The 22850-nt window shown below is 63.5% G+C and carries 24 protein-coding genes; 12 read left to right on the top strand and 12 right to left on the bottom strand.

Annotated features, from left to right (window positions below):
• Positions 1–275: 275 nt before the first annotated feature.
• Positions 276–488: a hypothetical protein gene (locus GGI60_RS23395; protein ID WP_183918807.1), complete on the top strand. Its 213-nt coding sequence runs from the start codon at positions 276–278 to the stop codon at positions 486–488.
• Positions 489–508: 20 nt separating this feature from the next.
• On the opposite strand, the gene ppdK is transcribed toward GGI60_RS23395, so the two are convergent.
• The gene (gene ppdK / locus GGI60_RS23390; RefSeq protein ID WP_183918806.1) at positions 509–3184 is read right to left on the bottom strand and encodes a pyruvate, phosphate dikinase; all 2676 of its coding nucleotides are present in this window, start codon (positions 3182–3184) and stop codon (positions 509–511) included.
• Positions 3185–3670: 486 nt separating this feature from the next.
• Between ppdK and GGI60_RS23385 the strand changes: the two genes are divergently transcribed.
• From GGI60_RS23385 to GGI60_RS23375, 3 genes are all read left to right on the top strand, one after another.
• Positions 3671–4018 carry a hypothetical protein gene (locus GGI60_RS23385; protein ID WP_183918805.1) on the top strand — a complete coding sequence of 116 codons (348 nt, stop codon included), beginning with the start codon at positions 3671–3673 and terminating at the stop codon, positions 4016–4018.
• Positions 4005–4985 carry a phosphotransferase enzyme family protein gene (locus GGI60_RS23380; RefSeq protein WP_183918804.1) on the top strand — a complete coding sequence of 327 codons (981 nt, stop codon included), beginning with the start codon at positions 4005–4007 and terminating at the stop codon, positions 4983–4985. Before GGI60_RS23385 ends, GGI60_RS23380 begins: the two co-directional genes overlap by 14 nt.
• 149 nt (positions 4986–5134) lie before the next feature.
• A complete protein-coding gene (locus GGI60_RS23375; protein WP_183918803.1) occupies positions 5135–5785 on the top strand; it encodes a glutathione S-transferase family protein in 651 nt (216 codons plus the stop codon).
• Positions 5786–5792: 7 nt separating this feature from the next.
• Here the strand turns inward: GGI60_RS23375 and GGI60_RS23370 are convergent, their stop codons facing one another.
• The 7 genes from GGI60_RS23370 to GGI60_RS23340 all read right to left on the bottom strand — a co-directional run bounded on the left by GGI60_RS23370 (position 5793) and on the right by GGI60_RS23340 (position 13109).
• Positions 5793–6140, bottom strand: coding sequence for a hypothetical protein (locus GGI60_RS23370; protein WP_183934854.1), 348 nt, complete (start codon positions 6138–6140; stop codon positions 5793–5795).
• Between the two features lie 1151 nt (positions 6141–7291).
• Positions 7292–10753 (bottom strand): chromosome segregation protein SMC, encoded by a 3462-nt coding sequence (gene smc, locus GGI60_RS23365; protein WP_183918801.1) that lies wholly within the window; start codon positions 10751–10753, stop codon positions 7292–7294.
• A gap of 102 nt (positions 10754–10855) precedes the next feature.
• Positions 10856–11626 (bottom strand): DsbA family protein, encoded by a 771-nt coding sequence (locus tag GGI60_RS23360; protein ID WP_409527276.1) that lies wholly within the window; start codon positions 11624–11626, stop codon positions 10856–10858.
• 153 nt (positions 11627–11779) lie between these two features.
• On the bottom strand, positions 11780–12085 hold the full coding sequence (locus tag GGI60_RS23355; protein WP_312862818.1) for a type II toxin-antitoxin system RelE/ParE family toxin: 306 nt from the start codon (positions 12083–12085) through the stop codon (positions 11780–11782).
• Positions 12072–12347 carry a type II toxin-antitoxin system ParD family antitoxin gene (locus GGI60_RS23350; protein ID WP_183918799.1) on the bottom strand — a complete coding sequence of 92 codons (276 nt, stop codon included), beginning with the start codon at positions 12345–12347 and terminating at the stop codon, positions 12072–12074. The genes GGI60_RS23355 and GGI60_RS23350 overlap by 14 nt, the downstream gene beginning before the upstream one ends.
• A 61-nt stretch (positions 12348–12408) precedes the next feature.
• Positions 12409–12615 (bottom strand): hypothetical protein, encoded by a 207-nt coding sequence (locus GGI60_RS23345; protein ID WP_246720464.1) that lies wholly within the window; start codon positions 12613–12615, stop codon positions 12409–12411.
• Entirely contained in the window at positions 12615–13109 is a 495-nt protein-coding gene (locus GGI60_RS23340) for a DUF721 domain-containing protein (RefSeq protein WP_183918798.1), read from the bottom strand. Before GGI60_RS23340 ends, GGI60_RS23345 begins: the two co-directional genes overlap by 1 nt.
• Before the next feature lie 96 nt (positions 13110–13205).
• Here GGI60_RS23340 and mutY point away from each other — a divergent pair, with 96 nt between their 5' ends.
• The 3 genes from mutY to GGI60_RS23325 are packed head-to-tail and all read left to right on the top strand — an operon-like array spanning position 13206 to position 15297.
• The gene (gene mutY / locus GGI60_RS23335; protein ID WP_183918797.1) at positions 13206–14309 is read left to right on the top strand and encodes an A/G-specific adenine glycosylase; all 1104 of its coding nucleotides are present in this window, start codon (positions 13206–13208) and stop codon (positions 14307–14309) included.
• 2 nt (positions 14310–14311) lie between these two features.
• Positions 14312–14926 (top strand): HAD family hydrolase, encoded by a 615-nt coding sequence (locus tag GGI60_RS23330; protein WP_183918796.1) that lies wholly within the window; start codon positions 14312–14314, stop codon positions 14924–14926.
• 5 nt (positions 14927–14931) lie between these two features.
• Positions 14932–15297, top strand: a complete 366-nt coding sequence (locus GGI60_RS23325; RefSeq protein ID WP_183918795.1) for a nuclear transport factor 2 family protein — start codon at positions 14932–14934, stop codon at positions 15295–15297.
• Positions 15298–15410: 113 nt separating this feature from the next.
• On the opposite strand, the gene GGI60_RS23320 is transcribed toward GGI60_RS23325, so the two are convergent.
• From GGI60_RS23320 to GGI60_RS23310, 3 genes are all read right to left on the bottom strand, one after another.
• Complete coding sequence (locus GGI60_RS23320) at positions 15411–16553, bottom strand: site-specific DNA-methyltransferase (RefSeq protein ID WP_183918794.1); 1143 nt, start codon at positions 16551–16553, stop codon at positions 15411–15413.
• A gap of 105 nt (positions 16554–16658) precedes the next feature.
• Positions 16659–17009: an antibiotic biosynthesis monooxygenase gene (locus GGI60_RS23315; RefSeq protein ID WP_183918793.1), complete on the bottom strand. Its 351-nt coding sequence runs from the start codon at positions 17007–17009 to the stop codon at positions 16659–16661.
• Positions 17006–17335, bottom strand: coding sequence for an NIPSNAP family protein (locus GGI60_RS23310; protein ID WP_183918792.1), 330 nt, complete (start codon positions 17333–17335; stop codon positions 17006–17008). The genes GGI60_RS23315 and GGI60_RS23310 overlap by 4 nt, the downstream gene beginning before the upstream one ends.
• 69 nt (positions 17336–17404) lie before the next feature.
• On the opposite strand from GGI60_RS23310, the gene GGI60_RS23305 reads away from it, so the two are divergent.
• The 5 genes from GGI60_RS23305 (at position 17405) to GGI60_RS23285 (ending at position 21810) form a co-directional block, all read left to right on the top strand.
• Complete coding sequence (locus tag GGI60_RS23305) at positions 17405–18091, top strand: helix-turn-helix transcriptional regulator (RefSeq protein WP_183918791.1); 687 nt, start codon at positions 17405–17407, stop codon at positions 18089–18091.
• Between the two features lie 230 nt (positions 18092–18321).
• On the top strand, positions 18322–18894 hold the full coding sequence (locus GGI60_RS23300; protein WP_183918790.1) for a hypothetical protein: 573 nt from the start codon (positions 18322–18324) through the stop codon (positions 18892–18894).
• 51 nt (positions 18895–18945) lie between these two features.
• On the top strand, positions 18946–19290 hold the full coding sequence (locus GGI60_RS23295) for a hypothetical protein (RefSeq protein ID WP_183918789.1): 345 nt from the start codon (positions 18946–18948) through the stop codon (positions 19288–19290).
• A 9-nt stretch (positions 19291–19299) separates the two neighbouring features.
• Positions 19300–19743, top strand: a complete 444-nt coding sequence (locus tag GGI60_RS23290) for a hypothetical protein (protein WP_183918788.1) — start codon at positions 19300–19302, stop codon at positions 19741–19743.
• Between the two features lie 234 nt (positions 19744–19977).
• On the top strand, positions 19978–21810 hold the full coding sequence (locus GGI60_RS23285; RefSeq protein ID WP_183918787.1) for a methyl-accepting chemotaxis protein: 1833 nt from the start codon (positions 19978–19980) through the stop codon (positions 21808–21810).
• A 94-nt stretch (positions 21811–21904) separates the two neighbouring features.
• On the opposite strand, the gene GGI60_RS23280 is transcribed toward GGI60_RS23285, so the two are convergent.
• Positions 21905–22801, bottom strand: a complete 897-nt coding sequence (locus GGI60_RS23280; RefSeq protein WP_183918786.1) for a LysR family transcriptional regulator — start codon at positions 22799–22801, stop codon at positions 21905–21907.
• Positions 22802–22850: the final 49 nt, after the last annotated feature.

Below are 22850 nucleotides of genomic sequence, written 5' to 3'. Positions count from 1 at the left end.
CTCATCCGCCTGCCGGCACCTTCTCCCCGCCGGGGCGAAGGGGGTATGCCGCGACCTCTCGATTCCCTCTTCTCCCCAGCGGGGAGAAGGTGCCCGTAGGGCGGATGAGGGGGCCGCACGGCACGGCCCGCGTATTTAACTCGGCAAATCCTCGGTCGACCACAGCTTGACCCCAACACCCGAATGGCATTTCCTCCGGGAAAAGCAAGGAATAGCCCGATGCGCATGCCCTCCTCATCACCCTTCTCGCCGCTGGCCTTTCCGCCTGCCAGACGATGACGCCGGAGGAGCGGCGGGCGGCGGAGGAGCGGCAGTGCCTGAGTTATGGCTTCCGCCGCGGCTCTGATGGGTTCGCCACCTGCCTGCAGCGCATCGATCTCGACCGGCGGGCGGAGTCGCGGGCGCAGAGCGCGGAGCTGATGCAGAGCATGGCCTGGGACCTCAACGGGCCTTATGTCTATCGCCGCCACTGGCGGCATTATCACTAACGCGGCCCACTCCTACTTGCTCAGCCGTCCTTCAGGCCCTCTGCAATAACCGCCTGCGCCGCCGCCAATCTGGCGATCGGCACGCGGAACGGCGAGCAGGAGACGTAGTCTAGCCCGATCGTCTCGCAGAAGCGGATCGAGGCCGGGTCGCCGCCATGTTCGCCGCAGATGCCGAGCTTCATGTCGTTGCGGGTGCGCCGGCCGCGTTCAGCGGCGATGCTGATCAATTCGCCGACCCCGTCGAAATCGAGCGAGATGAACGGGTCGTGCTCGATGATGCCCTTGCGCTGATAGGTGGGAATGAAGGCGGAGGCGTCGTCGCGCGAGATGCCGAAGGTCGTCTGCGTCAGGTCGTTGGTGCCGAAGGAGAAGAATTCGGCGGCTTCGGCAATCACATGCGCACGCAGCGCTGCGCGCGGCAGCTCGATCATCGTGCCGACGAGATAATCGATCTTCATGCCGGCCTCGGCCATGACATCGCCGGCGACCTCGTCGATGCGCGCCTTGACGTAGTCGAGTTCGGAGCGCAGGCCGACGAGCGGCACCATGATCTCAGGCACGACGGCCGCCCCGGTTTCCTGGGCTGCGGCCACCGCCGCCTCGAAGATGGCGCGGGCCTGCATCTCGGCGATCTCAGGATAGGAAATCGCCAGCCGACAGCCGCGATGGCCGAGCATCGGATTGAACTCGTGCAGCGCATCGACGCGCTGGCGCAGCGCCTGCGGCTCCATGCCCATGGCGAAGGCGACTTCGGCCACCTCGTCATCGGTCTTCGGCAGGAATTCGTGCAGCGGCGGATCGAGCAGGCGGATCGTCACCGGCAGGCCGTGCATGACGGTGAAGAGGCCGGTGAAATCGGAGCGCTGCATCGGCAGGAGCTTGTCGAGCGCCAGCCGCCTGCCCTTCTCATCTTCGGCGAGAATCATCTCGCGCATGACATGGATGCGCTCGCCCTCGAAGAACATGTGCTCGGTGCGGCAAAGGCCGATGCCCTCGGCGCCGAAGGAGCGGGCGGCGCGGGCATCCGCCGGCGTATCGGCATTGGTGCGCACGGTCATTCGGCGCGCCCGGTCGGCCCAGCCCATGATGCGGCCGAAATCGCCCGAAAGCTCCGGCTGGATCATCGGCACCTCGCCCTTCAGCACCTGGCCGGCCGAGCCGTCGATGGTGATGATGTCGCCCTTCTTCAGGGTGACGCCGATGCCGAGCAGTCGCTCGTTGCGTTGATCGATGCGCATGGTGCCGGCGCCGACGACGCAAGGCGTGCCCATGCCGCGGGCAACGACCGCCGCATGGCTGGTCATGCCGCCGCGCGTCGTCAGGATGCCCTCGGCCGCATGCATGCCGTGAATATCTTCTGGGCTGGTCTCGACGCGCAGCAGGATGACCTTGCGGCCCTCGGCCTCGGCCTCGACCGCCTCTTCGGCGGTAAAGACGATGGCGCCGGTGGCCGCCCCGGGCGAGGCCGGCAGGCCGGTGCCGATCACCTGGCGGGTGACGCGCGGATCGATGGTCGGATGCAAGAGCTGGTCGAGGCTTGAGGGCTCGATGCGCAGCACCGCCTCCTCCTCGGCGATCACCCCCTCGTCGACCATGTCGACGGCGATCTTCATCGCCGCCCGCGTCGAGCGCTTGCCGGCGCGGGTCTGCAGCATCCATAGCCTGCCGCGCTCGATGGTGAATTCGATGTCCTGCATGTCGCGGTAATGGACTTCGAGCTCGGAACAGATGCGGCTGAGTTCGTGAAAGGCCTCCGGCATCAGCTTTTCCATCGAGGGTTTTTCCGAGCCGGATGAAATCCTCCCCTCCTCGGTGATGCTTTGCGGCGTGCGGATGCCGGCAACGACATCCTCGCCTTGCGCGTTGACGAGGAATTCGCCGTAAAGCGCCTTCTCGCCGGTCGAGGGGTTGCGGGTGAAGGCGACACCGGTCGCCGAGGAGTTGCCGAGATTTCCGAACACCATCGCCTGGATGTTGACCGCCGTGCCCCAGCCTTCGGGAATATTGTGGAGCTGGCGGTAGGTGACGGCGCGCGCGCTCTTCCAGCTGGAAAAGACGGCGCCGACCGCGCCCCAGAGCTGGACCTCCGGATCCTGCGGGAAGTGCTGCTCCAGCTCCTCCTCGATCAGCCTTTTGTAGAGGGAGACGATGTGCTGCCATTCTGTGGCGCTGATTTCGGTATCGAATTCATGGCCGAGCCTGGCCTTCTCGTCTTCGAGGATTTCCTCGAAGGCGTCGTTGCCGAGGCCCATGACGACATCGGCATACATCTGGATGAAGCGGCGATAGCTGTCCCAGGCAAAACGTGCGTCGCCGGCATCGTGGCCGAGCGCCTGCACCGTCTCGTCGTTGAGGCCGAGATTGAGCACGGTGTCCATCATGCCGGGCATCGAGACGCGGGCGCCGGAGCGCACGGAGAGCAGCAGCGGCTGGCTGACCGAGCCGAAATGGCGGCCGGTGATCGCCTCGATCGCCGCTATGCCGGCGCGAATTTCGGCCTTCAGCCCGTCCTCGATATGGCCGCCATTCTTGTAATAGGTGTTGCAGGCGTGGCTGACGATCGTCAGTCCCGGCGGAACGGGAAGGCCGAGCGCGCACATTTCCGCGAGATTGGCGCCCTTGCCGCCGAGAATTTCATGGTCGCGCGCGCCGCCCTCAGCCTGTCCGTCGCCGAACCTATAGACCCACTTGGTCATCTTCCCCCCAACACCACGGAAGGATCAGCGTGATCCCTCAGCTGTCGACTGCCTCCCCCTCCTTCGGCGTCATCCAGGCCTTGTCGCGCGGATGACGCAGAGAAATTGGCCGGCATTGTCAGCAGCCTCCATGATTAGCTTAATGCCTTGGAGTTGAAATGAAAATCGACAAATGCGGCAAAAATGCTGCGGCGCACAATAATTTTCGCCGAGAGTGGGCGGGCGAACCTGTGAACCTCGCCTGATGTGAACAAGGCATAAAAAAAGCTTTGCGGGACTGCAACATCGTCCCGCAAAGCCTTGTTTCCGTCCGGCCAGGAAAACCGGACGGGGGGTCCCTCAACCCGGAACGGTTCCTGGAACCGCTCCGATCCTTGTTTTCCGCAATGGCTGGAAAGCCTTTTTCACGCCCCCGTCATTGCTCAAACAGCTTCCGGGTCCTTGCCCATTCCCGGAAACGCATCGTAAATTCGACAATCCGCAACGTTGACCGCCTGCTTTTTTCAGCAAAGTAATCAGGTTGCGTTGAAACAACTTCTAATGCAAGTCAGCGAAAAGAGCATCACCCAAATGGGGTACGGGCCGCAAGACAGCCGACCTTTTTTGGTGTTTATCGCCGGATACGCGAAAAATGCACGGGATTTGTCAGGTCCGCATGGCTCCAACAGGCGGGGTCGGGTGGATCGCTCGATCGCTCCCGCCGGCGATCCGGCGGAAGCGATGAACAGAAGGTATCACCGCCTGACACAAGCAGGCGTTGCAGCCGTCGCAAAATACCCTATGTTGCCAGTCTCCCAGGGCACCGCGATGGACACCGACCATGCTCGACTTTGATCCGTTATATTCCACCCCCAGGATTGAGGCGGTCGGGCGGTTCATCGATCAACACTATGCCCTCGCCGGATCGGTTCGCTGCCGCATGCTTCATCGCGGCCTGAACGACCTCTATCTGGTCATTGACAGCACCGGCGAGCGCTATGTTTTTCGGCTGTCGCATCATCGCAGCCGCGGCCAACCGGACGTCAAAACCGAGACGGCATTTCTCACCCACCTCCAGCGGGCAGGGGTGCCAGCGGCCGTGCCGATAGCGACGCGCGATGGCGCTCTTTTCCTGCGGGGATACACGCCGGAGGGCGCGCGCGAGGCCGTGCTCTTCCGGGAAATTTCCGGCCGCGAGCCGAGCGCAACAGATGCCGGCGATGCCCGAGCCAACGGCAAGACGCTTGCCCTGTTGCACAATGCGGCGCAGACGTTTTCGTCAGGGGGAGCGATGTACCGGCTTGACCTCGAACATCTGCTGCACCGTCCCTACGCGCGGATACGCGATAGCGGCGTCGTGGAGGACGCAGATATTCTTCGCGATCTTGAAACCATCGCCACGCGCACCGCAAAGGCGATCGAAAGATGCGAAAATCTGACCTGGATTTATTGTCACGGCGACTGTCACGGCTTCAACGCCCGCATCGACGCTGGAGACGCCGTCTTCTTCGACTTCGACGACGGCGGCCCCGGATATCTCGCTTACGATCTGTCGGTTTTCCTATGGGCAAAAGTATCCTTTGGCCGGACACTGACGCCCATGTGGACCGCCTTCATCGATGGATATCGCGCCATCCGGCCGATAACGCCGCACGACTTCGAAGCCGCCCTTCGGTTCGTCATTGTCCGGCATTTCTGGCTCATGGGCGAATATGCCAGCCGCACAAACGAATGGGGAAGCGATGCCGTCAACTGGATTGGGCGACAAGCGGCCTTTCTCAATAATTGGGAGGCCGATCGATTTGTCGATCGCCTGTTCTGAATGAAAGCGCAGGGGAAATGGGCATCAGAGAGATTATCGGATCGAAGGCGTTGCGGCGCCGGCAAGACCACGGGCCGAAGATCTTGAATATCGATGTCGGAATCCCGTCCGGCCGGACGTCTTCAAGACAGACACCGATGGAGGAAGCGATGACGATTACCATTACCGCCTTTGAACGTTCGCCCGATCGCGGCCGCGGCCTGGCGCGCGACATGCGGATTCGCTGGGCGCTCGAGGAGGTGGGACAGCCTTACGAGGTTCGTCTCGTCTCCTTCAAGGCGATGAAGGAGCCGGCGCATCTGGCGCTCCAGCCTTTCGGGCAGATCCCGACCTACGAGGAAGGCGATCTCACCTTGTTCGAATCCGGCGCGATCGTCCTGCATATCGCCGAGCGTCACGGCGGCCTGCTGCCGGACGAAACCAATGCCCGGGCGCGGGCGATTTCATGGATGTTTGCCGCGCTCAACACCGTGGAGCCGCCGGTCTTCGATCACAGCCTCGCCAGGATCCTCGAGCGTGACCAGCCGTGGTACGAGCAGCGCCTGCGCGCACTCGAGGAGAGCATCCGCAAGCGGCTGGACAGCCTGTCGGCCCATCTTGGCGATGCCGACTGGCTCGATGGCGCCTTCAGCGCCGGCGACCTGCTGATGGTATCGGTGCTTCTGCGGCTGAAATCATCCAACATTCTGGACGAATACCCGAACCTCGCCGCCTATGTCGCCCGCGCCGAAGCGCGCCCGGCCTACCAACGCGCCTTCGCCGCCCAGCTGGCGGTCTTCCAGGCCGCATCGGCCGGCTGATCGGGGATCATGCCGGGTCGGTGAACAGTCCCACTGTAGAGAAATAGAAGCCGAGTGCTTGGTCGTGGATCCCAGGGTCAAGCCCTGGGATGACGGAGAGTGTGGTTGGCTTTGCTGCCAGACGCACCACCGATGCAGCTTTCTCCGTCGCGCTCGGTTGATCCCGCCCGGCGCGGCGCGTGTCTCCTGGCACCACCTCTGGTCCCTCCACTCGGACCTTCTCTCCTCCGTCAAGCGAGCACCACCTTCCGCCGTCAACCTGGCACCACCTCTCCACCGCCGACCCGGGCTCCACCTTTCTGTCAACCCGGAACCACCTCTCCTTTGCCATACGGGCCCACCTCTCCTCCGTCATACGGACACCACCTCTCCTCCGTCATCCCAGGGCTTGACCCTGGGATCCATGCGGCTGGCACTGGGTGAACAGCGAAGGCGTCCCACGCAGAGAAATGGAAGCCGAGTGCTTGGTTGTGGATCCCAGGGTCAAGCCCTGGGATGACGGAGAGTGTGGTTGGCTTTGCTGCCAGACGCACCGGCGACGCAGTTTGCGGCTCTGCGCTCGATTGATCGCGCCCGGCGCGGCTCGTGGGTCCCGGTAACACCTCGGCTCCGTCCATTCGGACCTTCTCTCCTCCGTCGAGCGAGCACCACCTTCCGCCGTCAACCTGGCACCACCTCTGCCTCCGCCAATCCGGCTCCACCTTTCTGGCAACCCGGCACCACCTCTCATGTGCAATCCACGCGCCACCTCCCTCCGCCATACGGGCACCACCTTTCCTCCGCCATACGGGCACCACCTCTCCTCCGTCATCCCAGGGCTTGACCCTGGGATCCATGCGGCTGGGCGAACGGCGAAGGCGTCCCACCGCAGAGAAATAGAAGTCGCGTGCTTGGTTGTGGATCCCAGGGTCAAGCCCTGGGATGACGGCGAGTGTGGTTGGCTTTGCTGCCAGACGCACCGGCGATGCAGCTTGCTCCGTCGCACTCGGTTGATCGCGCCCGGCGCGGCTCGTGGGTCCCGGCAACACCTCGGCTCCGTCCATTCGGACCTTCTCTCCTCCGTCGAGCGATCACCACCTTCCGCCGTCAACCTGGCACCACCTCTGCCTCCGCCGACCCGGGCTCCACCTTTCTGTCAACCCGGCACCACCTCTCATGTGCAATCCAGGCGCCACCTCTCCTCCGCCATACGGGCCCACCTCTCCTCCGTCATACGGACACCACCTCTCCTCCGTCATCCCAGGGCTTGACCCTGGGATCCATGCGGCTGGCACTGGGTGAACAGCGAAGGCGTCCCACGCAGAGAAATAGAAGCCGAGTGGCTTGGTCGTGGATCCCAGGGTCAAGCCCTGGGATGACGGAGAGTGTGATTGGCTTTGTTGCCAGACGCACCGGCGATGCAGCTTGCTCCGTTACGCCCGCCGTCGCTTCATCGCGCCCGGCGCGGCCAGGCACCACTTCTCCTCGGTGATCCCGGGCTTGGCTGCACAGCCGCCACGCAAAAATTCACGCGATCTCGCGCAGGCGTTCGGCGGTCTGCAGGTCGACGGAGACCAGGGTGGAGACGCCTTGTTCGGCCATGGTGACGCCGAAGAGGCGGTTCATGCGGGCCATGGTGATCGGGTTGTGGGTGATGATGACGAAGCGGGTTTCGGTGGAGGCCGCCATTTCGTCCATCAGGTTGCAGTAGCGCTCGACATTGTGGTCGTCGAGCGGCGCGTCCACCTCGTCGAGCACGCAGATCGGCGCCGGGTTGGTGAGGAAAACGGCAAAGATCAGCGCCATCGCCGTCAGCGCCTGTTCGCCGCCGGAGAGCAGCGTCATGGTCTGCGGCTTCTTGCCGGGCGGGCGGGCCAGGATCTCGAGGCCGGCTTCCAGCGGATCGTCGGATTCGATCAGCTGCAGTTCGGCGGTGCCGCCGCCGAAGAGATGGGTGAACAGCCGCTGGAACTGGCCGTTGACGACGTCGAAGGCGGCGATCAGCCTCTCGCGGCCTTCGCGGTTCAAACTCTGGATGGCGCCGCGCAGCTTGCGGATCGCGTCGATGACGTCGTCGCGCTCCTTGATCAGCGCTTCGAGCTTCTCGCTCAGCTCCTTCTGTTCCTCGTCGGCGCGCAGGTTGACGGCGCCGAGCCGCTCGCGCTCGATCTTCAGCCGCTCGAGATCGCGCTCGACCTCGCGCGGATCGGGCAGCGCCTGCATCGGCTGCAGGCCTGCGAGCCGCAGCGCCTCGTGCGGCGGCACGTTCAGCACCTCGCGGATGCGGCTTTCGCTTTCCTGCCGGCGCTCGCGGGCCGAAACGAGGCGCTCTTCGGCGCGGCCGCGGCGTTCGCGGTATTCGGCAAGCTCGGACAAGGCCGTCGCCGCCTTGTGATCGGCCTCGCGCTGGATGCGTTCGGCTTCGGCCAGGAGATCGCCGGCATTGCGGCGCGCCTCCTCGGCCTTCTGCAATTCGCTGAGCAGAGCGCGGCGCTTGTCGTCGAATTCGTCGGGCGCCATTTCCAGATCGGCCGCCTCTTCGCGCGCCTCTTCCTCGCGTTCGCGCAGCGTCGCGACATGATCCTCGGCGCTTGCTGCGCGCTGGCGCCAGGTTTCGCGCTCCTGGGCGATCGCCATGATGCGACGCTGGCGGGCCTCGTTTTCCCTCGCCAGGCTCTCATGGCGGGCGCGGGCCTCGGCGAGCGCGCCGCGATCGGTCGCCACTTCCGCCTGCTGGAAGCGCAGCCGTTCGTCGATCTCCGTCAGATCGGGCGCATCCTCCAGCTCGATGCGGGCATTTTCTTCCTGGACGCCGATCTCCTCCAGCTGCGCGCCGAGCTGGCTCATCGCCTCGCTGACGACATCGCGGCGGCGGATGAGATCGCCGGAAGCGCGCTCGGCGGCGACAAGTGCTTCGCGCGCCTCGGTGAGATGACGTGCCGACAGGCGGCTCATGTCGCGGGCCTCTGCAAGCTTGCGCTCTTCGAGGCGGATCGCATCGGCGGCGGCGGCCTGCCGCTCCTCGGCTTCGGCAAGCACATCACGGGCGATTGCTGCTTCGCCTTCGAGTTCGGCCAGGCGGTTTTTCTGGGCAAGGCGCAGGGCGGCCGCACTCGGGGCATCGGCGCCGGTGACATGACCGTCCCAGCGATAGACAGCGCCTTCTCTTGTCACCAGCCGCTGGCCGGGCTTCAGCGCCGCCATCAGCGCTTGCGCTTCGGCCTCGTCGACCAGGCCGATCTGGCGCAGGCGGCGGGTGAGCGCGGCCGGCGCCCGGACATGCGTCAACAGAGGTGTGGCGCCCGCGGGAAGCGCGGGGTCGGCGGCGCCATCGCCATTCTCCGACCAATGCGCCGGCGCTTCGGCATCGAGCGGCGATTCCAGATCGTCGCCGAGCGCAGCCCCGAGCGCGGTTTCGAAGCCACGATCGACCTTCAGCTCGTCGGCGACGGGCGGAAACTTGCCGGCGGCCGCGCCGGCGGCGAGCATGCGGGAAATGGTGCGGGCCTCGGTTTCGACAGCATTGAGGCCGGCGCGGGCCTGCTCGACCGGAGCGCGCGACAGCGCCTCGGTCTGGCGGGCGGCGGCCAGCGCCTGCTCGATCCCCTGGACGGCGGCTTCGGCATCGGCGAGCGCGATTTCGCCGGCTTCCACGATAGCTCGTTTCTCTTCGGGATCGGGCAGGCCTGATATCTTCTCGCCGATGGCCGACAATTCACCGTTCGCATCATTCATCTGCCGTTCCAAGCGCATGCGGCGGTCAGCGAGATCGCGGATGGCGCGCTCCAGCTGGTTACGGCCGGCGGCAGCCTCGGCGCGCTCGGCTGTCAGCTGGGTGAAGATGCGCTCGCTGTCGGCAAGCTTCGCCGCCGCGCCCTCGAAGGCCTCGCGGCTTTCCTCGGCATAACGGCCGGAATCGGCGAGGATTTCCGATATCTCGGTTTCCTCGGCATCGAGTTTGGCGAGGATGACGGCGTTGTCGGCGACCAGCCGCTCCTCGCGGCGGATGTCTTCCGCCAGCTGGGCGAGACGGCGGGTCAGCTCGTCGCGGCGGCGCAGGATGCGGCCGGCATCCTCCTCCAGCTGGCTACGGGCGATCTGCAGGCGCTGCAGGGCGGCGGCGGCACGCGCCTCGCCCTCGCGCAGTTCCGGCAGCTTCAGGCTGGCGATACCCTGGCTCTTGGCCGCCTCCATCTGGGCCTGCGCCTTTTCGGCGACGATGACGGTTGCCTGGTTGAGCGCGCTGTCGGCCTCGGCCTCTGCCTCCTTGGCCTGCACCCAGCGGATATGCAGGAGCATCGCCTCGCGGGCGCGGATATCGGCCGAAAGCGTCTTGAAGCGGTTGGCCTGGCGGGCCTGGCGCTTCAAGCTCTCGATCTGGCTTTCGAGCTGTGAGGTGACGTCGTCGAGACGTTCGAGATTGGTTTCGGCGGCGCGCAGGCGCAGTTCGGCTTCATGACGGCGCGAATGCAGGCCCGAAATGCCGGCCGCCTCTTCCAACAGCTGGCGGCGGGCCTGCGGCTTTGCCTGGATCAGCTCGCCGATGCGGCCCTGCCCGACCATCGAAGGCGACCGCGCCCCGGTGGAAGCGTCGGCAAACAGCAGCTGCACGTCCTTGGCGCGGCTTTCCTTGCCGTTGATGCGGTAGAGCGAGCCCTGCTCACGCTCGATGCGGCGGGTGACCTGGATCTCGTCGGCATCGTTGAAGGCGGCGGGCGCGGTGCGTTCGCCATTGTCGAGATAGAGTGCGACTTCGGCGGTGTTGCGGGCCGGGCGGTTGCCGGAACCGGAAAAGATCACGTCGTCCATGCCGGAGGCGCGCATGTTTTTGTACGAATTCTCGCCCATTACCCAGCGCAGCGCCTCGACGAGGTTGGACTTGCCGCAGCCGTTCGGCCCGACGACGCCGGTCAGCCCCCGCTCGATGATGAATTCCGTCGGCTCGACGAAGGATTTGAAGCCGACCAGGCGCAGCTTGTTGAACTTCATGCAGAAATATCCACGGCAGGAAGCCACGCCCGCAAACTGCGCTGAAAAGAAAAAACGGGCGCACGGCTTTCGCCGTCGCCCGTTATCGTCGAACGGTCCGGTTCAGATGAGGCTGTCGATGAGCTTCGACATGGTGTCAACCGGCATGTCTCCAGAATAGCGCTTGCCATTGATGAGGAAGGTTGGCGTGGCATTGACGCCGAAATCCTTGGATCCCCTTTCCCGCGTGGCGTTCACTTCATCCAGAAGCTTCTGGTTCGTCAAGCATTTCGTGAAGCTATCCTCAGTAAATCCGGCAAGCTTCGACATCTGCAGCAGTGCGGCGCGGCCGTCATCAGCGGCGGCCCAGACCTGCTGCTGCTTGAAGAGCATCGAAACCATCGGGAAATACTGTTCCGGCGTGCTCAGCTGCCCCGGATTGGCGGCGCTGCAGCGGGCGAGCATGAAGGCGGCGGCGGCGCGCGGATCGAAGGGGAATTCGCGGATGATGAACTGCACCTTGCCGGTATCGACGTATTTCTGCTTGATCGTGTCGAAGGTGGTGTTGTGGAAATGGGCGCAATGCGGGCAGGTCATCGACATGTATTCGACGATCTTAACCGGGGCATCGGCCTTGCCCAGCGCCATCTCAGGCAGGGCGCCGGGTTTCAGCACCTCGGCCATGTCGACATCGCCGTCGGACTGCGGCATGTCGGTCGCCGATGTCGCCGCCGTCTGCATGGTATCGACATTGGTGCCATCGGTCATGGTCTTGCCGGAGGACGACGCATCGGCAGCGTCCTTGCTGTCGTTGCAGGCGACAAGCGCTACGGCAGCTGCGGCGATGGCGATGCCGCTGAGCAGGCGGCGTTTCGTCAGTTGCATTTCGGACATCTGCATGGGTTCCCCATAGTAATGAGAGTGACGGCGTGATTGTGCGATATAACGGCTGACGGCCGCTCACAAGCCACGGTTCACCAACTTCCTTCAAAGAATTGTGACCGTGATGGGACCGAGAGCCGACCTAGCGTCCGAAATGCGCGATTCTCAGTTTCGGTGGAAGGCCGAAGGTGTATTCCGTCCGGCGTAGAAAAGTCTCAGCACTTGTACCCGGTCCTTGGCGATCCGGTAAGCAATGGTCACACGCCGCTCGAAAACCAAAATGCGAACGCCCGGAGCAAAATCCTCGCGCGGCGATCCCCTTTCCGGCATGTCTTCGAGCTGACGACAAAATTGTCTCAGCCGGCGGATGAATTCGATCGCCGCCGGGCGATTGTCGGCAGCAATGAATTCATAAATTTCAAACAGATCCTTCTCCGCTCTGGGGCGAAACGCGACCTCAAACGCCACCACGCCCAGCCTTCATCCGGTCCGCATGCAGACGTTCGAGCCGCTCAAAAACCGTATCGGCATCAACGTCCGAACCCGGATCGTCGATCGCCTCACGAATTTTCTGACGCATGATTTCGTCGATCGCATCTTCTTCCCGGTCGAGTGCGCGCAACGCAGCGCGGATAACCTCGCTTGCTGAACTATAGGCACCTGATTGTAGCCGCGCGTCCAAGCTTTTCTGCTGGCTGCCGAGCGTGACTGTAATGGGTTTGCTGCTGCGCATCCTGTTAGCTCCGGTCAGATCATTACAGTGTAATACACCTGCGCTGCAGTTCAAGAGAGGTTTAACGTCTCCCCTCAGGCCGGCTTACGTGCAGACTGCTCGCGGATCGCTTGGCGACGTTTTTCAGGCGGCTGATCTTTGGTTTCGCCGAGAATCGACGCATACGCGGGCTGAGCACCAGGCCTTCAACCGCACTGATTTTTTCGGCACGGGCTTGAGTCAAGCCGCCTATCTTGGCGTTGCCGGAAAATTTGGGCGTCTTGCTCATCAGCGCCCACTCCCGCGCTTGCCCATCACCGCAGTCCCCAAGCGCTGGATCGCCTGGCGCAGTTTGTCGCCCTCGATGCCCTCCATCATGCCTTCGAGCTTACGGGCGGCTTCGCCTTTCAGCGGCTGCGGGGTGCGGGAGCGGCGCAGGACTTGAGAGACCGGCTTCTGGACGATGCGGATCTGGTGGACGGCGGCGAAACCGAAGAAGCTGTTGATGCGCTGGATGAGTTCGCCCTGGGCATGGGTGAGGAAAAGCGCGCGCGCGCCTTCGCAGGCGATCGTCAGCACGCCGGGGCGGAAGCCGCCGTCATCGCCGCCGCGGGCCCAGGCGATCTTTTCCGGCCTGGTGCAATCGGCGAAATCCTCGCCGGCGATTTCGCTCCACGAGCCGAGCAGAGCCGTGTTGATGCCGGCGCGGCGCGCCAGGACGGGATCGATCAGCCCGTTCGCCAGCTCGGAAATCTGCTTTACATCTTTGCGTGGATAACTCATCGAAACCCTTGGGCACGGCTGCCAATTGGCGCGGCCGCCTTGATCGCGCGCCATTGCTTCGCCAAGTATAGGGCCTTCCCCTGATCCCGGCAAATCATGACGATCACGAAACCCGACACGCCTACTGCCAAGCCCCTGCTCGACTGGTACGATCGCCATCACCGCGACCTGCCCTGGCGCGTTTCGCCCGGCATGGCGGCGCGCGGCGTCAAACCCGATCCCTATCGCGTCTGGCTGTCGGAGGTGATGCTGCAGCAGACGACGGTGCAGGCGGTCAAACCCTATTTCGAGCGGTTTCTCACGCGCTGGCCCGAGGTGAACGATCTCGCCGCGGCCGAAAGCGACGCGGTCATGGCCGCCTGGGCCGGGCTCGGCTATTATGCGCGGGCCCGCAACCTGAAGAAATGCGCCGAGGCGGTGGCGAAGGAGCATGGCGGCGTCTTTCCCGATACCGAAGCCGGCCTCAAGGCGCTGCCCGGCATCGGCGATTATACGGCAGCCGCCGTCGCGGCCATCGCCTTCAACCGGCAGGCTGCCGTCATGGACGGCAATGTCGAGCGGGTGATTTCAAGGCTTTATGCGATCGAAACGCCGCTGCCGGCCGCCAAGCCCGTGATGAAGGAGAAGGTGGCGCTGCTGACGCCCGCCGATCGTCCCGGCGATTTCGCCCAGGCGATGATGGACCTCGGCGCGACGATCTGCACGCCGAAGCGGCCGGCCTGTTCGCTCTGTCCGTTCCGGGGATCGTGTCAGGCGCTGAAGCTTTCCGATCCTGAGCTCTTCCCCGTCAAGGCGGCGAAGAAGGAAAAGCCGCTGCGGCAGGGCGCCGCCTTCGTCGCAGTCACCACCGATGGCGAAATTCTTTTGCGACGGCGGGCGGAAAGCGGCCTGCTCGGCGGCATGACGGAGGTACCGACAACGGCCTGGACGGCGCGGCTCGACGGCGAGACCTCAGTTGCGGCCGCACCCTTCGATGCGGCTTGGCAGGCCTGCGGCACCGTCATCCATGTCTTTACCCATTTCGAGCTCCGGCTATCGATCTGGCGGGCGGCAATCCCCGCAAAGCCTAAGCCGCGTGATGGCGTGAATGACGAATGGTGGGAGCCGGTTACAAATCTTGAAGCCCAGGCACTACCGACCATCATGAAAAAAGCAATTGCAGCGGCTATTCCTCTCGCGTTCAAAACGTCCAAGGCATGACCATGACCCCTGAGATAAAACATATCGTTTTCGATATCGGCAAAGTCCTTATTCATTACGATCCGCATCTGCCCTTCGCCCGCCTCATCCCTGATGAGACCGAGCGCAACTGGTTCTTCGCCAATATCTGCACCCATGACTGGAACGTCGAGCAGGACCGCGGCCGCACATGGGCGGATGCCGAAGCGCTGCTGATCGAGAAGCACCCTGCCCGCGAGGAGCATATCCGCGCCTTCCGCAAATACTGGCACGAGATGGTGCCGCACGCCTATGAGGACAGCGTCACGATCATGGAGGGATTGATCGAGGAAGGCCGCGACGTGACGATGCTCACCAACTTCGCCTCCGACACCTTCCGCGAGGCGCAGGCGCGTTTCCCGTTCCTGACGAAGCCGCGCGGCGTGACCGTTTCCGGCGATGTCGGCCTGATCAAGCCGGATATCGCCATTTACGAGACGCATACGAAGAGCTTCGGCCTCGATCCCGCCGCAACGATTTTCATCGACGACGCGCCGGCTAATGTCGAAGGCGCCAAGGCCTTCGGCTGGAACGCCGTGCTGTTCTCCGGTGCTGAGAAACTTCGCAGCGATCTTGCCGCCTACGGATTGAAGGTCTGAGAGCCATGGCTTTCGACCCGGTCGAGGAAATCGAACGCTTCCACGCCGCCATCAACGCCCTCGATTTCCCTGTTATCGAGGGTTATTTCGCCGAGGACGCGACCTATGTCTCGAACGGCGTCGGCAGCCTTGCCGGGCGGAGCGAGATCATGGCCGCCTTCCGGCGCTATTTCGACGACTATCCCGATCAGACGGCGGAGAATTCGCTCGTCGAAACGCTGACGCCGCTTTCCGGCCGTGCCGTCTGGTCACTCCGCGCCACCCACAGCAAAACGGGCGAGCCGCTGATCCGCGAGGGCGAGGAGACGATCACCTTCAATGCCGAAGGCCGGATCATCCACGTCGACGTCACCGATTACAAAGACTTCTGACGATTGGAGCTCCAAAATAGAAGACGCCCGGGGTTCGAGCCCCGGGCGTCTTGGCCTTCTTCCGCAACTGGAGGAAACCGGAAGAAGCTATTTCGATCCCGCCAAGGTGCTGCTCACTCCACCTTTGCCAGATCACTGCGGATGACGGACCTGAGATCGTCGATCGGGCGCAGGGACTGCCCGTCTTCGAAATGCCAGAAGGTCCATCCGTTGCATGCATCGAGGCCCTGCACCTTGGCGCCGAGACGATGAATGGAGCCGGCCTCGCCGCCTGATGCCACGGTACCGTCGGCGCGCACGATCGCGCTGTAGCGGCGCTTGGCGTCGGTCAGCACCTGGCCGGGCTTGATGAGACCGCTTTCGACAAGCACGTTGAAGGCGACGCGAACCTCGGCCTTCTTGCCGGTCATGACGGTCAGTTCCGCCTTGCCGAGCGGCTCGACGGCGGCGATGCGGGCGGATGCCGCATCGATATAATCCTGCTCGCGCTCGATGCCGACGAAGTGACGGCCGAGACGCTTGGCGACGGCGCCCGTCGTTCCCGAGCCGAAGAAGGGATCGAGCACGATATCGCCCGGCTTGGTCGAGGCCATGATGACGCGGGCAAGCAGCGCTTCCGGCTTCTGCGTCGGATGCACCTTCTTGCCGTCCTCGCCCTTCAACCGCTCATTGCCGTTGCAGATCGGGAAGAGCCAGTCGGAGCGCATCTGCACGTCGTCGTTGGCGGCCTTCATCGCATCGTAATTGAAGGTATAGCCCTTGGCCTTGGCATCGGGGCTCGCCCAGATCATCGTCTCATGGGCGTTCTGAAAACGGCGGCCCTTGAAATTCGGCATCGGATTGGTCTTCCGCCAGATGATGTCGTTGAGGATCCAGAAGTTCAGGTCCTGCAGCGTGGCGCCGACGCGGAAGATATTGTGGTAGGAGCCGATCACCCAGATCGAGCCCGTCGGCTTCAAGACGCGGCGGCAGGCGAGCAGCCAGGCGCGGGTGAAGGCGTCATAGGCCTCGAAGGAGGCGAACTGATCCCATTCGTCATCGACGGCATCGACCAACGACTGATCGGGACGGTGCAGCGTTCCGCCGAGCTGGAGGTTATAAGGCGGGTCGGCGAAGATGACGTCGACGGAGTGGGTGGGCAAGGCTTCAAGGGCGCTGACGCAATCGCCCTTGATAATCGTGTCGATCCAGGACTCCGACCGGGAACCCGGCTTAACAGAGGCCTTGAGGTCGGCAAGCGGAAAAACTGATGCCATTCTGATACTCACTCATACGCTATACGCTTAACTCTCCGTTATGGTTACGCAACTTAGTTACCAAAGCCTGAAGCGGTGGCCGATTTCGGGAATTTATTGCTCTCGTCACGCCGCATCATGCACCTTGCGGCTATCGGCCGGCGCCTCGTCGCGCTCGAACATGCCGTAATCGCGCAGGACGCTGGCGATGCGCAGGCGATAGTCGGCGAAGATGCCGCCGCGGCCGGCAAGCTGGGCGGCGCGGTGGGCTTCGAGGTTGCGCCACTCTTTGACGGCCTCCTCGTCGCGGAAGAATGAGAGCGACAGCAGCTTGCCGCGGTTCGTCAGGCTTTCGAAACGCTCGATCGAGATGAAGCCATCGATCTTTTCGAGCTCTGATCGCAGTTCGCCGGCAAGGTCGAGATATTTGTGGCGCTCGCCCATATAGGGCACGACTTCGAAGATGACGGCGATCATGGCAGCACCAGCTTGGCGTGAGGGGCGGAGACGTTTTTCAGGAAGATGCGGTCCTCCTTGCGGATGAAGCCTTCGCGCCTGGCGAATTCGTAATTGTCGCGGCCGAGCGGATCGGCGGCCAGCCTGGCGCGATAGGCCTCGTAGGCAGCGAGGCTTTCGATGTTGTAGACGCCGTAAGCGGTCGTCGCCGAGCCCTCGTGCGGACCGAAATATCCGATCAGGTCGGCGCCGTTCCGTGGAATCGCCTGGCCCCAGTTGCGGGCATATTCGGCAAAGGCCTCCTTCTTGAAGGGGTCGATCTGATAACGGATGAAGCAGGTGATCATCGGGTTCTCCTTTGTACCTTCCCGTTTTCGCACATTGCCTGACGACAATGCTTCGGTTACGATCGAAGTATGAAGGAAGGTCCTGACATTGCACAGATCGGCGCGCTGATCGGCGATCCGGCCCGCGCCAACATGCTGGCGGCGCTGACAGGCGGGCGGGCGCTGACGGCAACCGAGCTTGCCGGCGTCGGCGGCATCACCTTGCAGACGGCGAGCACGCATCTTGCCAAGCTCGAAGCCGGCGGCCTGCTTGCCCAGCGCAAGCAGGGGCGCCACCGCTATTTCACGCTGGCCGACGAGGCCGTCGCCCGGTTGATCGAAAGCATGATGGGCTTTGCCGCCGGGCGCGGGCATCTGCGCCACCGGCCGGGGCCGAAGGAACCGGCGCTGCGCAAGGCGCGCATCTGCTACGATCATCTGGCCGGCGATTACGGCGTGCGCATGCTCGACAGCCTGATTGCCTCAGGCACGATCGCGGCGGTCGGCGACGGCCTGAGGCTGACGGAAAAAGGAGAAAGCCATCTCAAATGCATCGGAATCGATGTCGGCGACCTCCGATCATCGCGCCGCCCGCTCTGCCGCTCCTGCCTCGACTGGAGCGAAAGACGCGCCCACCTTGCGGGCAGCCTCGGCAAGGCGCTGCTGTCGAGCTTCCTCGACAAGGGCTGGGCCAGGCGCACGGCCGAAAGCCGCTCGATCCTCTTTTCGCCGGAAGGCGACCGGCAGTTTCTGAGGCTGTTTCCGGTTCAGGGGTAGAGGGTTGCGACCCTGCAGCCGAGCGAGCTCGGCCGGCGCTTGCTCGATGCAGTCGGACTAAATGATTCCCGCGAACAGCCCGCCTGCGGCTGCGGCTCAGACCAAGGTCCGAAGCCTTTCCGACTGAATGCCTAGCATAGGAACAGCTTGATCTGACCGAAGTTTGTCATGGAGCTGTCCATCCTCTCCGGATGCGACAGTTGCTCAAATAACAAACGGAGGAATTTTCCATGATGAAGGTAACACATCTGGCACTGGCGGCGGCCCTTCTGGCCGGCACGGCTGTTTCCGGCTTCGCGCAATCGTCCAGCACGGTCGGCACCGGCGGTTCGTCGGCCGGCGGCGGAACTGCGAGCAGCACGGTTGGTACTGGTGGCAGCTCTGCCGGGGGCGATTGCCCAGCTGGTGCAACCAACTGCAAATCCGGCTCGTCCTCGACGGTCGGCACCGGCGGCTCGTCGGCTGGCGGCGGCACCTCGAGCAGCACGGTTGGCACCGGCGGCTCCGCCGCGGGCTCGGGATCCGGTTCGGGTTCTGCTTCGACGCTCGGCACAGGCGGCTCATCGGCCGGCGGCGGCACTTCGAGCAGCTCGGTCGGCACAGGCGGCTCTGCCGCAGGCTCGGGCGATGCGAATTCGGCCTCGAGCGTCGGCACTGGCGCCTCGTCCGCTGACGGAGACAAGACGGGCAGCACCGTCGGCACCGGCAGCAGCGCTGCAGGCACCTCGCATGACAACAAGGGCAAGAAGGGCTGCGCGCCCGGCCAGGTCAAGAAGGATGCCGCCGGCACCAAGGGCTGCTGACGCTGTCGGCCGGCGCCTCTGCGGCGCCGGCCTAACCCTGGAGAAAATACAATGACCCAACTTTCCACAATCGCGCTGACCGCTTCGCTTGCCCTGATTGCCGGGCAGGCCATGTCGGAAGAAATCAAGCTCGACGACGGAACGACATGCACGATCGTCCAGTCACAGGCGGGAGATACGTCCACCACCGTGACGGCTGGCAACGGACACGTCTCCTCGTCGACCACAACAGGGAGCGGGGCGGCCGGTTCGTCCTCGTCATCCGCCTCTGCCGGCTCCTCGGCCGGATCCGGAAGCGTCGACAGCTTTTCCACCGCAAGCATCACCCGGCCTGACGGCACCGTCATCACCAAACGGTCGGATGGAACCTGCTCGGTAACGAAACCTGCGAAATAGGAGACGGCAATGAAACCCATCAGCTTTATTGCGGCCGCCTCGATCGCGCTGCTCGCCTCCACTTCGTTCAGTCTTGCGGAGGAATGCAACGCGGCTGGAACGGTCGGAACCGCCGGCAGCGCTTCGGCCGGCGACACCTCGGCAAGCTCGGTCGGAACCGCCGGCGCCTGCCGGACCGACGGCGGCACGACATCCTCGATCGGATCGGGAGGCAGCGCCGCCACCGTCGACGGCAAGGCCCAAAGCAAGACACATGTCAACGACAATGGCGACAAGCTCAAGGCACAGACCAAGGCCCAGGCCGTCGACCAGGGGACGTTCAGCAAGTCCCGCACCAAGACCAGCACCGATGGCGACACGCTACAAAGCACGACGCGCACCATGTCGCATGTGCCTGGCGAGAAGCCGGTCAAGAGTAGCACCAACCAGAAGATTATCCTGCCGGAGCAGTAGCCTGATTGGCTCGCTTCACTCCAACCGAGGCGAGCCGCGGCCCCTGGCGCAATCGGCGCCCGGGGCCTGAAGCCTTTGCTTCCCCCGCGCAACCCGCGCCAAGGATCAACTCCTCCACGAATATGGAAATCTCTGCAACCTGTTGTTTTTACGACGCTTCCGCGATGTCGCGCTGAGAAATCATTAAGCATGTTCCGCTATTCTCAGCTTCTACATTAACGTGAGAACACCGATATGGCGTCGATTCAGCACAAGATCATCATTGCGAGCATCGCGATTTTCGCCTTGGCGGGCGGCACCACGGCGGTTGGAATCTGGTCTGCGTCCACCCTCTCCGAAAACAACGCCGACGTTGCCCGGTCGGCACAAATTCTGCGCAACCACATGCAGGCCGACATGATGCATGACGCAATGCGCGCCGACGTGCTCGCGGCAATGCTGGCGTCCAATCCGGCAGCCGGCATAGAAGCTGCCGCCGTGAGGGCGGATCTGGCGGAGCATGATGCCTCGTTCCGCGAGATGATCGCTGCCAACAAAGCTCTTGCCGCCGACGAGAAAACCAAAGCGCTGCTTGCCGGCATAGAACGTCCGCTTCTCACCTATGTCGAAAGCGCCACCAGGATTGTCGACCTGGCCAGCCAGGATCCCTCGGCGGCATTAAAGGCCTTGCCCGAATTCATGCAGCAGTTCTCGTCATTGGAAACGGCGATGGAACAGACCGGTGACCAGATCACCGCCGTATCCGACGATATTTCCAAGCAGAGCGCCGACGTCAAAGCCTCGGTCGATATCATTCTAAAGGCACTTTTGGCCGCCGCCGCGTTTTTCGCTTTTGGCCTCTATTTCCTCACCCGCAAGACCGTCACCAAACCGATCCTTTCGCTTTCCAACGATATGCAAAGGCTCGCCGGCGGCGACACCGCCGTTGCCTGCATCGGCATCGGCCGCACGGATGAAATCGGCGTGATGGCCTCGACTGTCGAAGTCTTCCGCCAGGCGGCGATTGCCAACAAGCAACTCGAGCAGGACGCCGCGGCGGCTCGCCTGCAAGGCGAAACCGAGCGGGTCACGGCCCGCAAGCAGGCTGACGAAGATGCCGCCGAGCGCCTGCGGGCGGCGACATCGGGGCTTGCCGCAGGCCTGAAGCGGCTTGCATCAGGCGATCTTGCCTTCCAGATCGACGAGCCCTTCGCACCTGACTTCGAGGGCCTCCGGCATGATTTCAACATGTCGATCAGGCAGCTCGATCATACGCTCGGCGCCATTGCGACGGCCATTGCCGCGATCGACGAAGGGACCAGGGAAATCGCGTCGGGGGCCGGCGATCTGTCGAAGCGGACTGAACAGCAAGCGGCGTCTCTCGAAGAAACCGCCGCAGCGCTCGATCAGATCACTGCCAATGTCTCCAATTCCAGCAAGCGCACCGACGAAGCGCGGGCCGAGGCGACGGATGCCAATCGCAATGCCGCCAAGTCCGCGGAGGTCGTGTCGCATGCCGAAGAAGCGATGCGCCGCATCGAGGCCTCGTCGCAGCAAATCTCCAGCATCATCGGCGTGATCGACGAGATCGCCTTCCAGACCAATCTGCTGGCATTGAATGCCGGCGTCGAAGCGGCGCGCGCCGGAGAGGCCGGCAAAGGTTTTGCAGTGGTGGCCCAGGAAGTGCGCGAACTCGCCCAGCGCTCGGCTCGGGCGGCAAAGGAAATCAAGGGCCACATTCAGAAATCATCGGTGGAAGTGGAAAGCGGCGTCAAGCTGGTTCTCGATACGAGCCGGGTTCTGAGCGCGATCAGCGAACAGATCGCCCGCATCAACCAGCACATGGATGCCATCGCCGTATCGGCAAGAGAGCAGTCGACCGGCCTTGCCGAAGTCAATACCGCCGTCAATTCCATGGACCACGTGACCCAGCAGAACGCGGCCATGGTCGAGCAATCAACAGCGGCATCCGGCCATCTTGCCGACGAAGCAGCCAAGCTGCGTGAGCTCGTTTCCCGCTTCAAGCTGCGTGCGACAGCTTCGACGCAGCCCGCGACCGGCCGGCGGAGCGCGCAGTGGGCGGCCTGACGGCTTTGTTGAAAAACTCACCGCTGCCCTGAAAACGATCACTCGCTCATTCCGGTGAAACGTGACGAAGCGTTTGCTGTGGCTGGCCGCTTCCTCAGTTCATGGCGTGGAAAGTCTCGAAAATCAGCGCTCGGAGCCAGCGATGCGCGGGATCTGCGTCCATGCGGGGATGCCAGGCCTGGACGATTTTAAAACCCGGCACGGCGACTGGCAGGTCAAAGGTCCTGATCTCGCTGATCGGGGAAGACTTGCAATAGGACTTCGGGATCGAGCCGATCAGATCGGAAGCCGCCGCAACTGCAATAACTGCTGGAAAGCTCGGCACGATCAGCCTGACATCACGATAAAGATCCAACTCGGCGAGCGCCCTGTCGACGGGACCGGCATAGTCGGCTTGCGGCGAGAAGACCACATGGCCACAGGCGGCATAGCCCGCAGCCGTTAGCCCTGCATCGAAGATCGGGTGCCCTGCCCTTGCGACACCGACGAACCCGTCCTCGAAAAGACACTGGCAACGCAGTTCCCCGCCGTCGCGCGGCAGGACACCGATATCCAAATCGATTGCCGCGTCCCGCAAAGCCTGAACGTCCTTGTCCGACCGCGGCGCAAAGCGAAGCCTTATCCCCGGCGCGGCGTTGGTCACGGCAGCACTCAGACCGGCGGCATAGAGAAGCACGAAGGCCTCATTGGCACGGATGGTGAAGTGGCGCCGTACCTCGCGGATCTCCACGGTCGACGGCGGACTGAGCACGGTCTTCACCGCGTCTTTCAACGCATGCACCTCTTCAGCAATCGCCAGGGCATGCGGCGTAGCAACCATGCCGCGCCCGGCCGGCACGAGGATCGGATCACCGAGCGCCGTTCTCAAGCGCGACAGTGTCCGGCTCATGGCTGACGTGCTGAGGCGAAGCCGGCGAGCGGCGGCCGATACGCTCTGCTCGCGCAGCAATGCGTCCAGCGCCACCAGGAGATTGAAATCGAGATCAGACATGGCGAAGTCATACTCTGGCATGGCGTGACACGCAACAGTCAGTTGATCT

It is taken from the genome of Rhizobium lentis, from assembly GCF_014200175.1.
In the GTDB taxonomy this organism is placed as follows: domain Bacteria; phylum Pseudomonadota; class Alphaproteobacteria; order Rhizobiales; family Rhizobiaceae; genus Rhizobium; species Rhizobium mulingense.
This window is presented reverse-complemented; position numbering and strand designations above follow the sequence as displayed.

Bases quoted from the DNA above. Each gene is read 5' to 3' on its own strand.
- GGI60_RS23395 (WP_183918807.1), top strand. From the start codon at position 276: ATGACGCCGGAGGAGCGGCGGGCGGCGGAGGAGCGGCAGTGCCTGAGT.
- ppdK (WP_183918806.1), bottom strand. From the start codon at position 3,184: ATGACCAAGTGGGTCTATAGGTTCGGCGACGGACAGGCTGAGGGCGGC.
- GGI60_RS23380 (WP_183918804.1), top strand. From the start codon at position 4,005: ATGCTCGACTTTGATCCGTTATATTCCACCCCCAGGATTGAGGCGGTC.
- GGI60_RS23375 (WP_183918803.1), top strand. From the start codon at position 5,135: ATGACGATTACCATTACCGCCTTTGAACGTTCGCCCGATCGCGGCCGC.
- GGI60_RS23370 (WP_183934854.1), bottom strand. From the start codon at position 6,140: ATGACGGAGGAGAGGTGGGCCCGTATGGCAAAGGAGAGGTGGTTCCGG.
- smc (WP_183918801.1), bottom strand. From the start codon at position 10,753: ATGAAGTTCAACAAGCTGCGCCTGGTCGGCTTCAAATCCTTCGTCGAG.
- GGI60_RS23360 (WP_409527276.1), bottom strand. From the start codon at position 11,626: ATGTCCGAAATGCAACTGACGAAACGCCGCCTGCTCAGCGGCATCGCC.
- GGI60_RS23350 (WP_183918799.1), bottom strand. From the start codon at position 12,347: ATGCGCAGCAGCAAACCCATTACAGTCACGCTCGGCAGCCAGCAGAAA.
- GGI60_RS23345 (WP_246720464.1), bottom strand. From the start codon at position 12,615: ATGAGCAAGACGCCCAAATTTTCCGGCAACGCCAAGATAGGCGGCTTG.
- GGI60_RS23340 (WP_183918798.1), bottom strand. From the start codon at position 13,109: ATGAGTTATCCACGCAAAGATGTAAAGCAGATTTCCGAGCTGGCGAAC.
- mutY (WP_183918797.1), top strand. From the start codon at position 13,206: ATGACGATCACGAAACCCGACACGCCTACTGCCAAGCCCCTGCTCGAC.
- GGI60_RS23330 (WP_183918796.1), top strand. From the start codon at position 14,312: ATGACCCCTGAGATAAAACATATCGTTTTCGATATCGGCAAAGTCCTT.
- GGI60_RS23325 (WP_183918795.1), top strand. From the start codon at position 14,932: ATGGCTTTCGACCCGGTCGAGGAAATCGAACGCTTCCACGCCGCCATC.
- GGI60_RS23320 (WP_183918794.1), bottom strand. From the start codon at position 16,553: ATGGCATCAGTTTTTCCGCTTGCCGACCTCAAGGCCTCTGTTAAGCCG.
- GGI60_RS23315 (WP_183918793.1), bottom strand. From the start codon at position 17,009: ATGATCGCCGTCATCTTCGAAGTCGTGCCCTATATGGGCGAGCGCCAC.
- GGI60_RS23310 (WP_183918792.1), bottom strand. From the start codon at position 17,335: ATGATCACCTGCTTCATCCGTTATCAGATCGACCCCTTCAAGAAGGAG.
- GGI60_RS23305 (WP_183918791.1), top strand. From the start codon at position 17,405: ATGAAGGAAGGTCCTGACATTGCACAGATCGGCGCGCTGATCGGCGAT.
- GGI60_RS23300 (WP_183918790.1), top strand. From the start codon at position 18,322: ATGATGAAGGTAACACATCTGGCACTGGCGGCGGCCCTTCTGGCCGGC.
- GGI60_RS23295 (WP_183918789.1), top strand. From the start codon at position 18,946: ATGACCCAACTTTCCACAATCGCGCTGACCGCTTCGCTTGCCCTGATT.
- GGI60_RS23290 (WP_183918788.1), top strand. From the start codon at position 19,300: ATGAAACCCATCAGCTTTATTGCGGCCGCCTCGATCGCGCTGCTCGCC.
- GGI60_RS23285 (WP_183918787.1), top strand. From the start codon at position 19,978: ATGGCGTCGATTCAGCACAAGATCATCATTGCGAGCATCGCGATTTTC.
- GGI60_RS23280 (WP_183918786.1), bottom strand. From the start codon at position 22,801: ATGTCTGATCTCGATTTCAATCTCCTGGTGGCGCTGGACGCATTGCTG.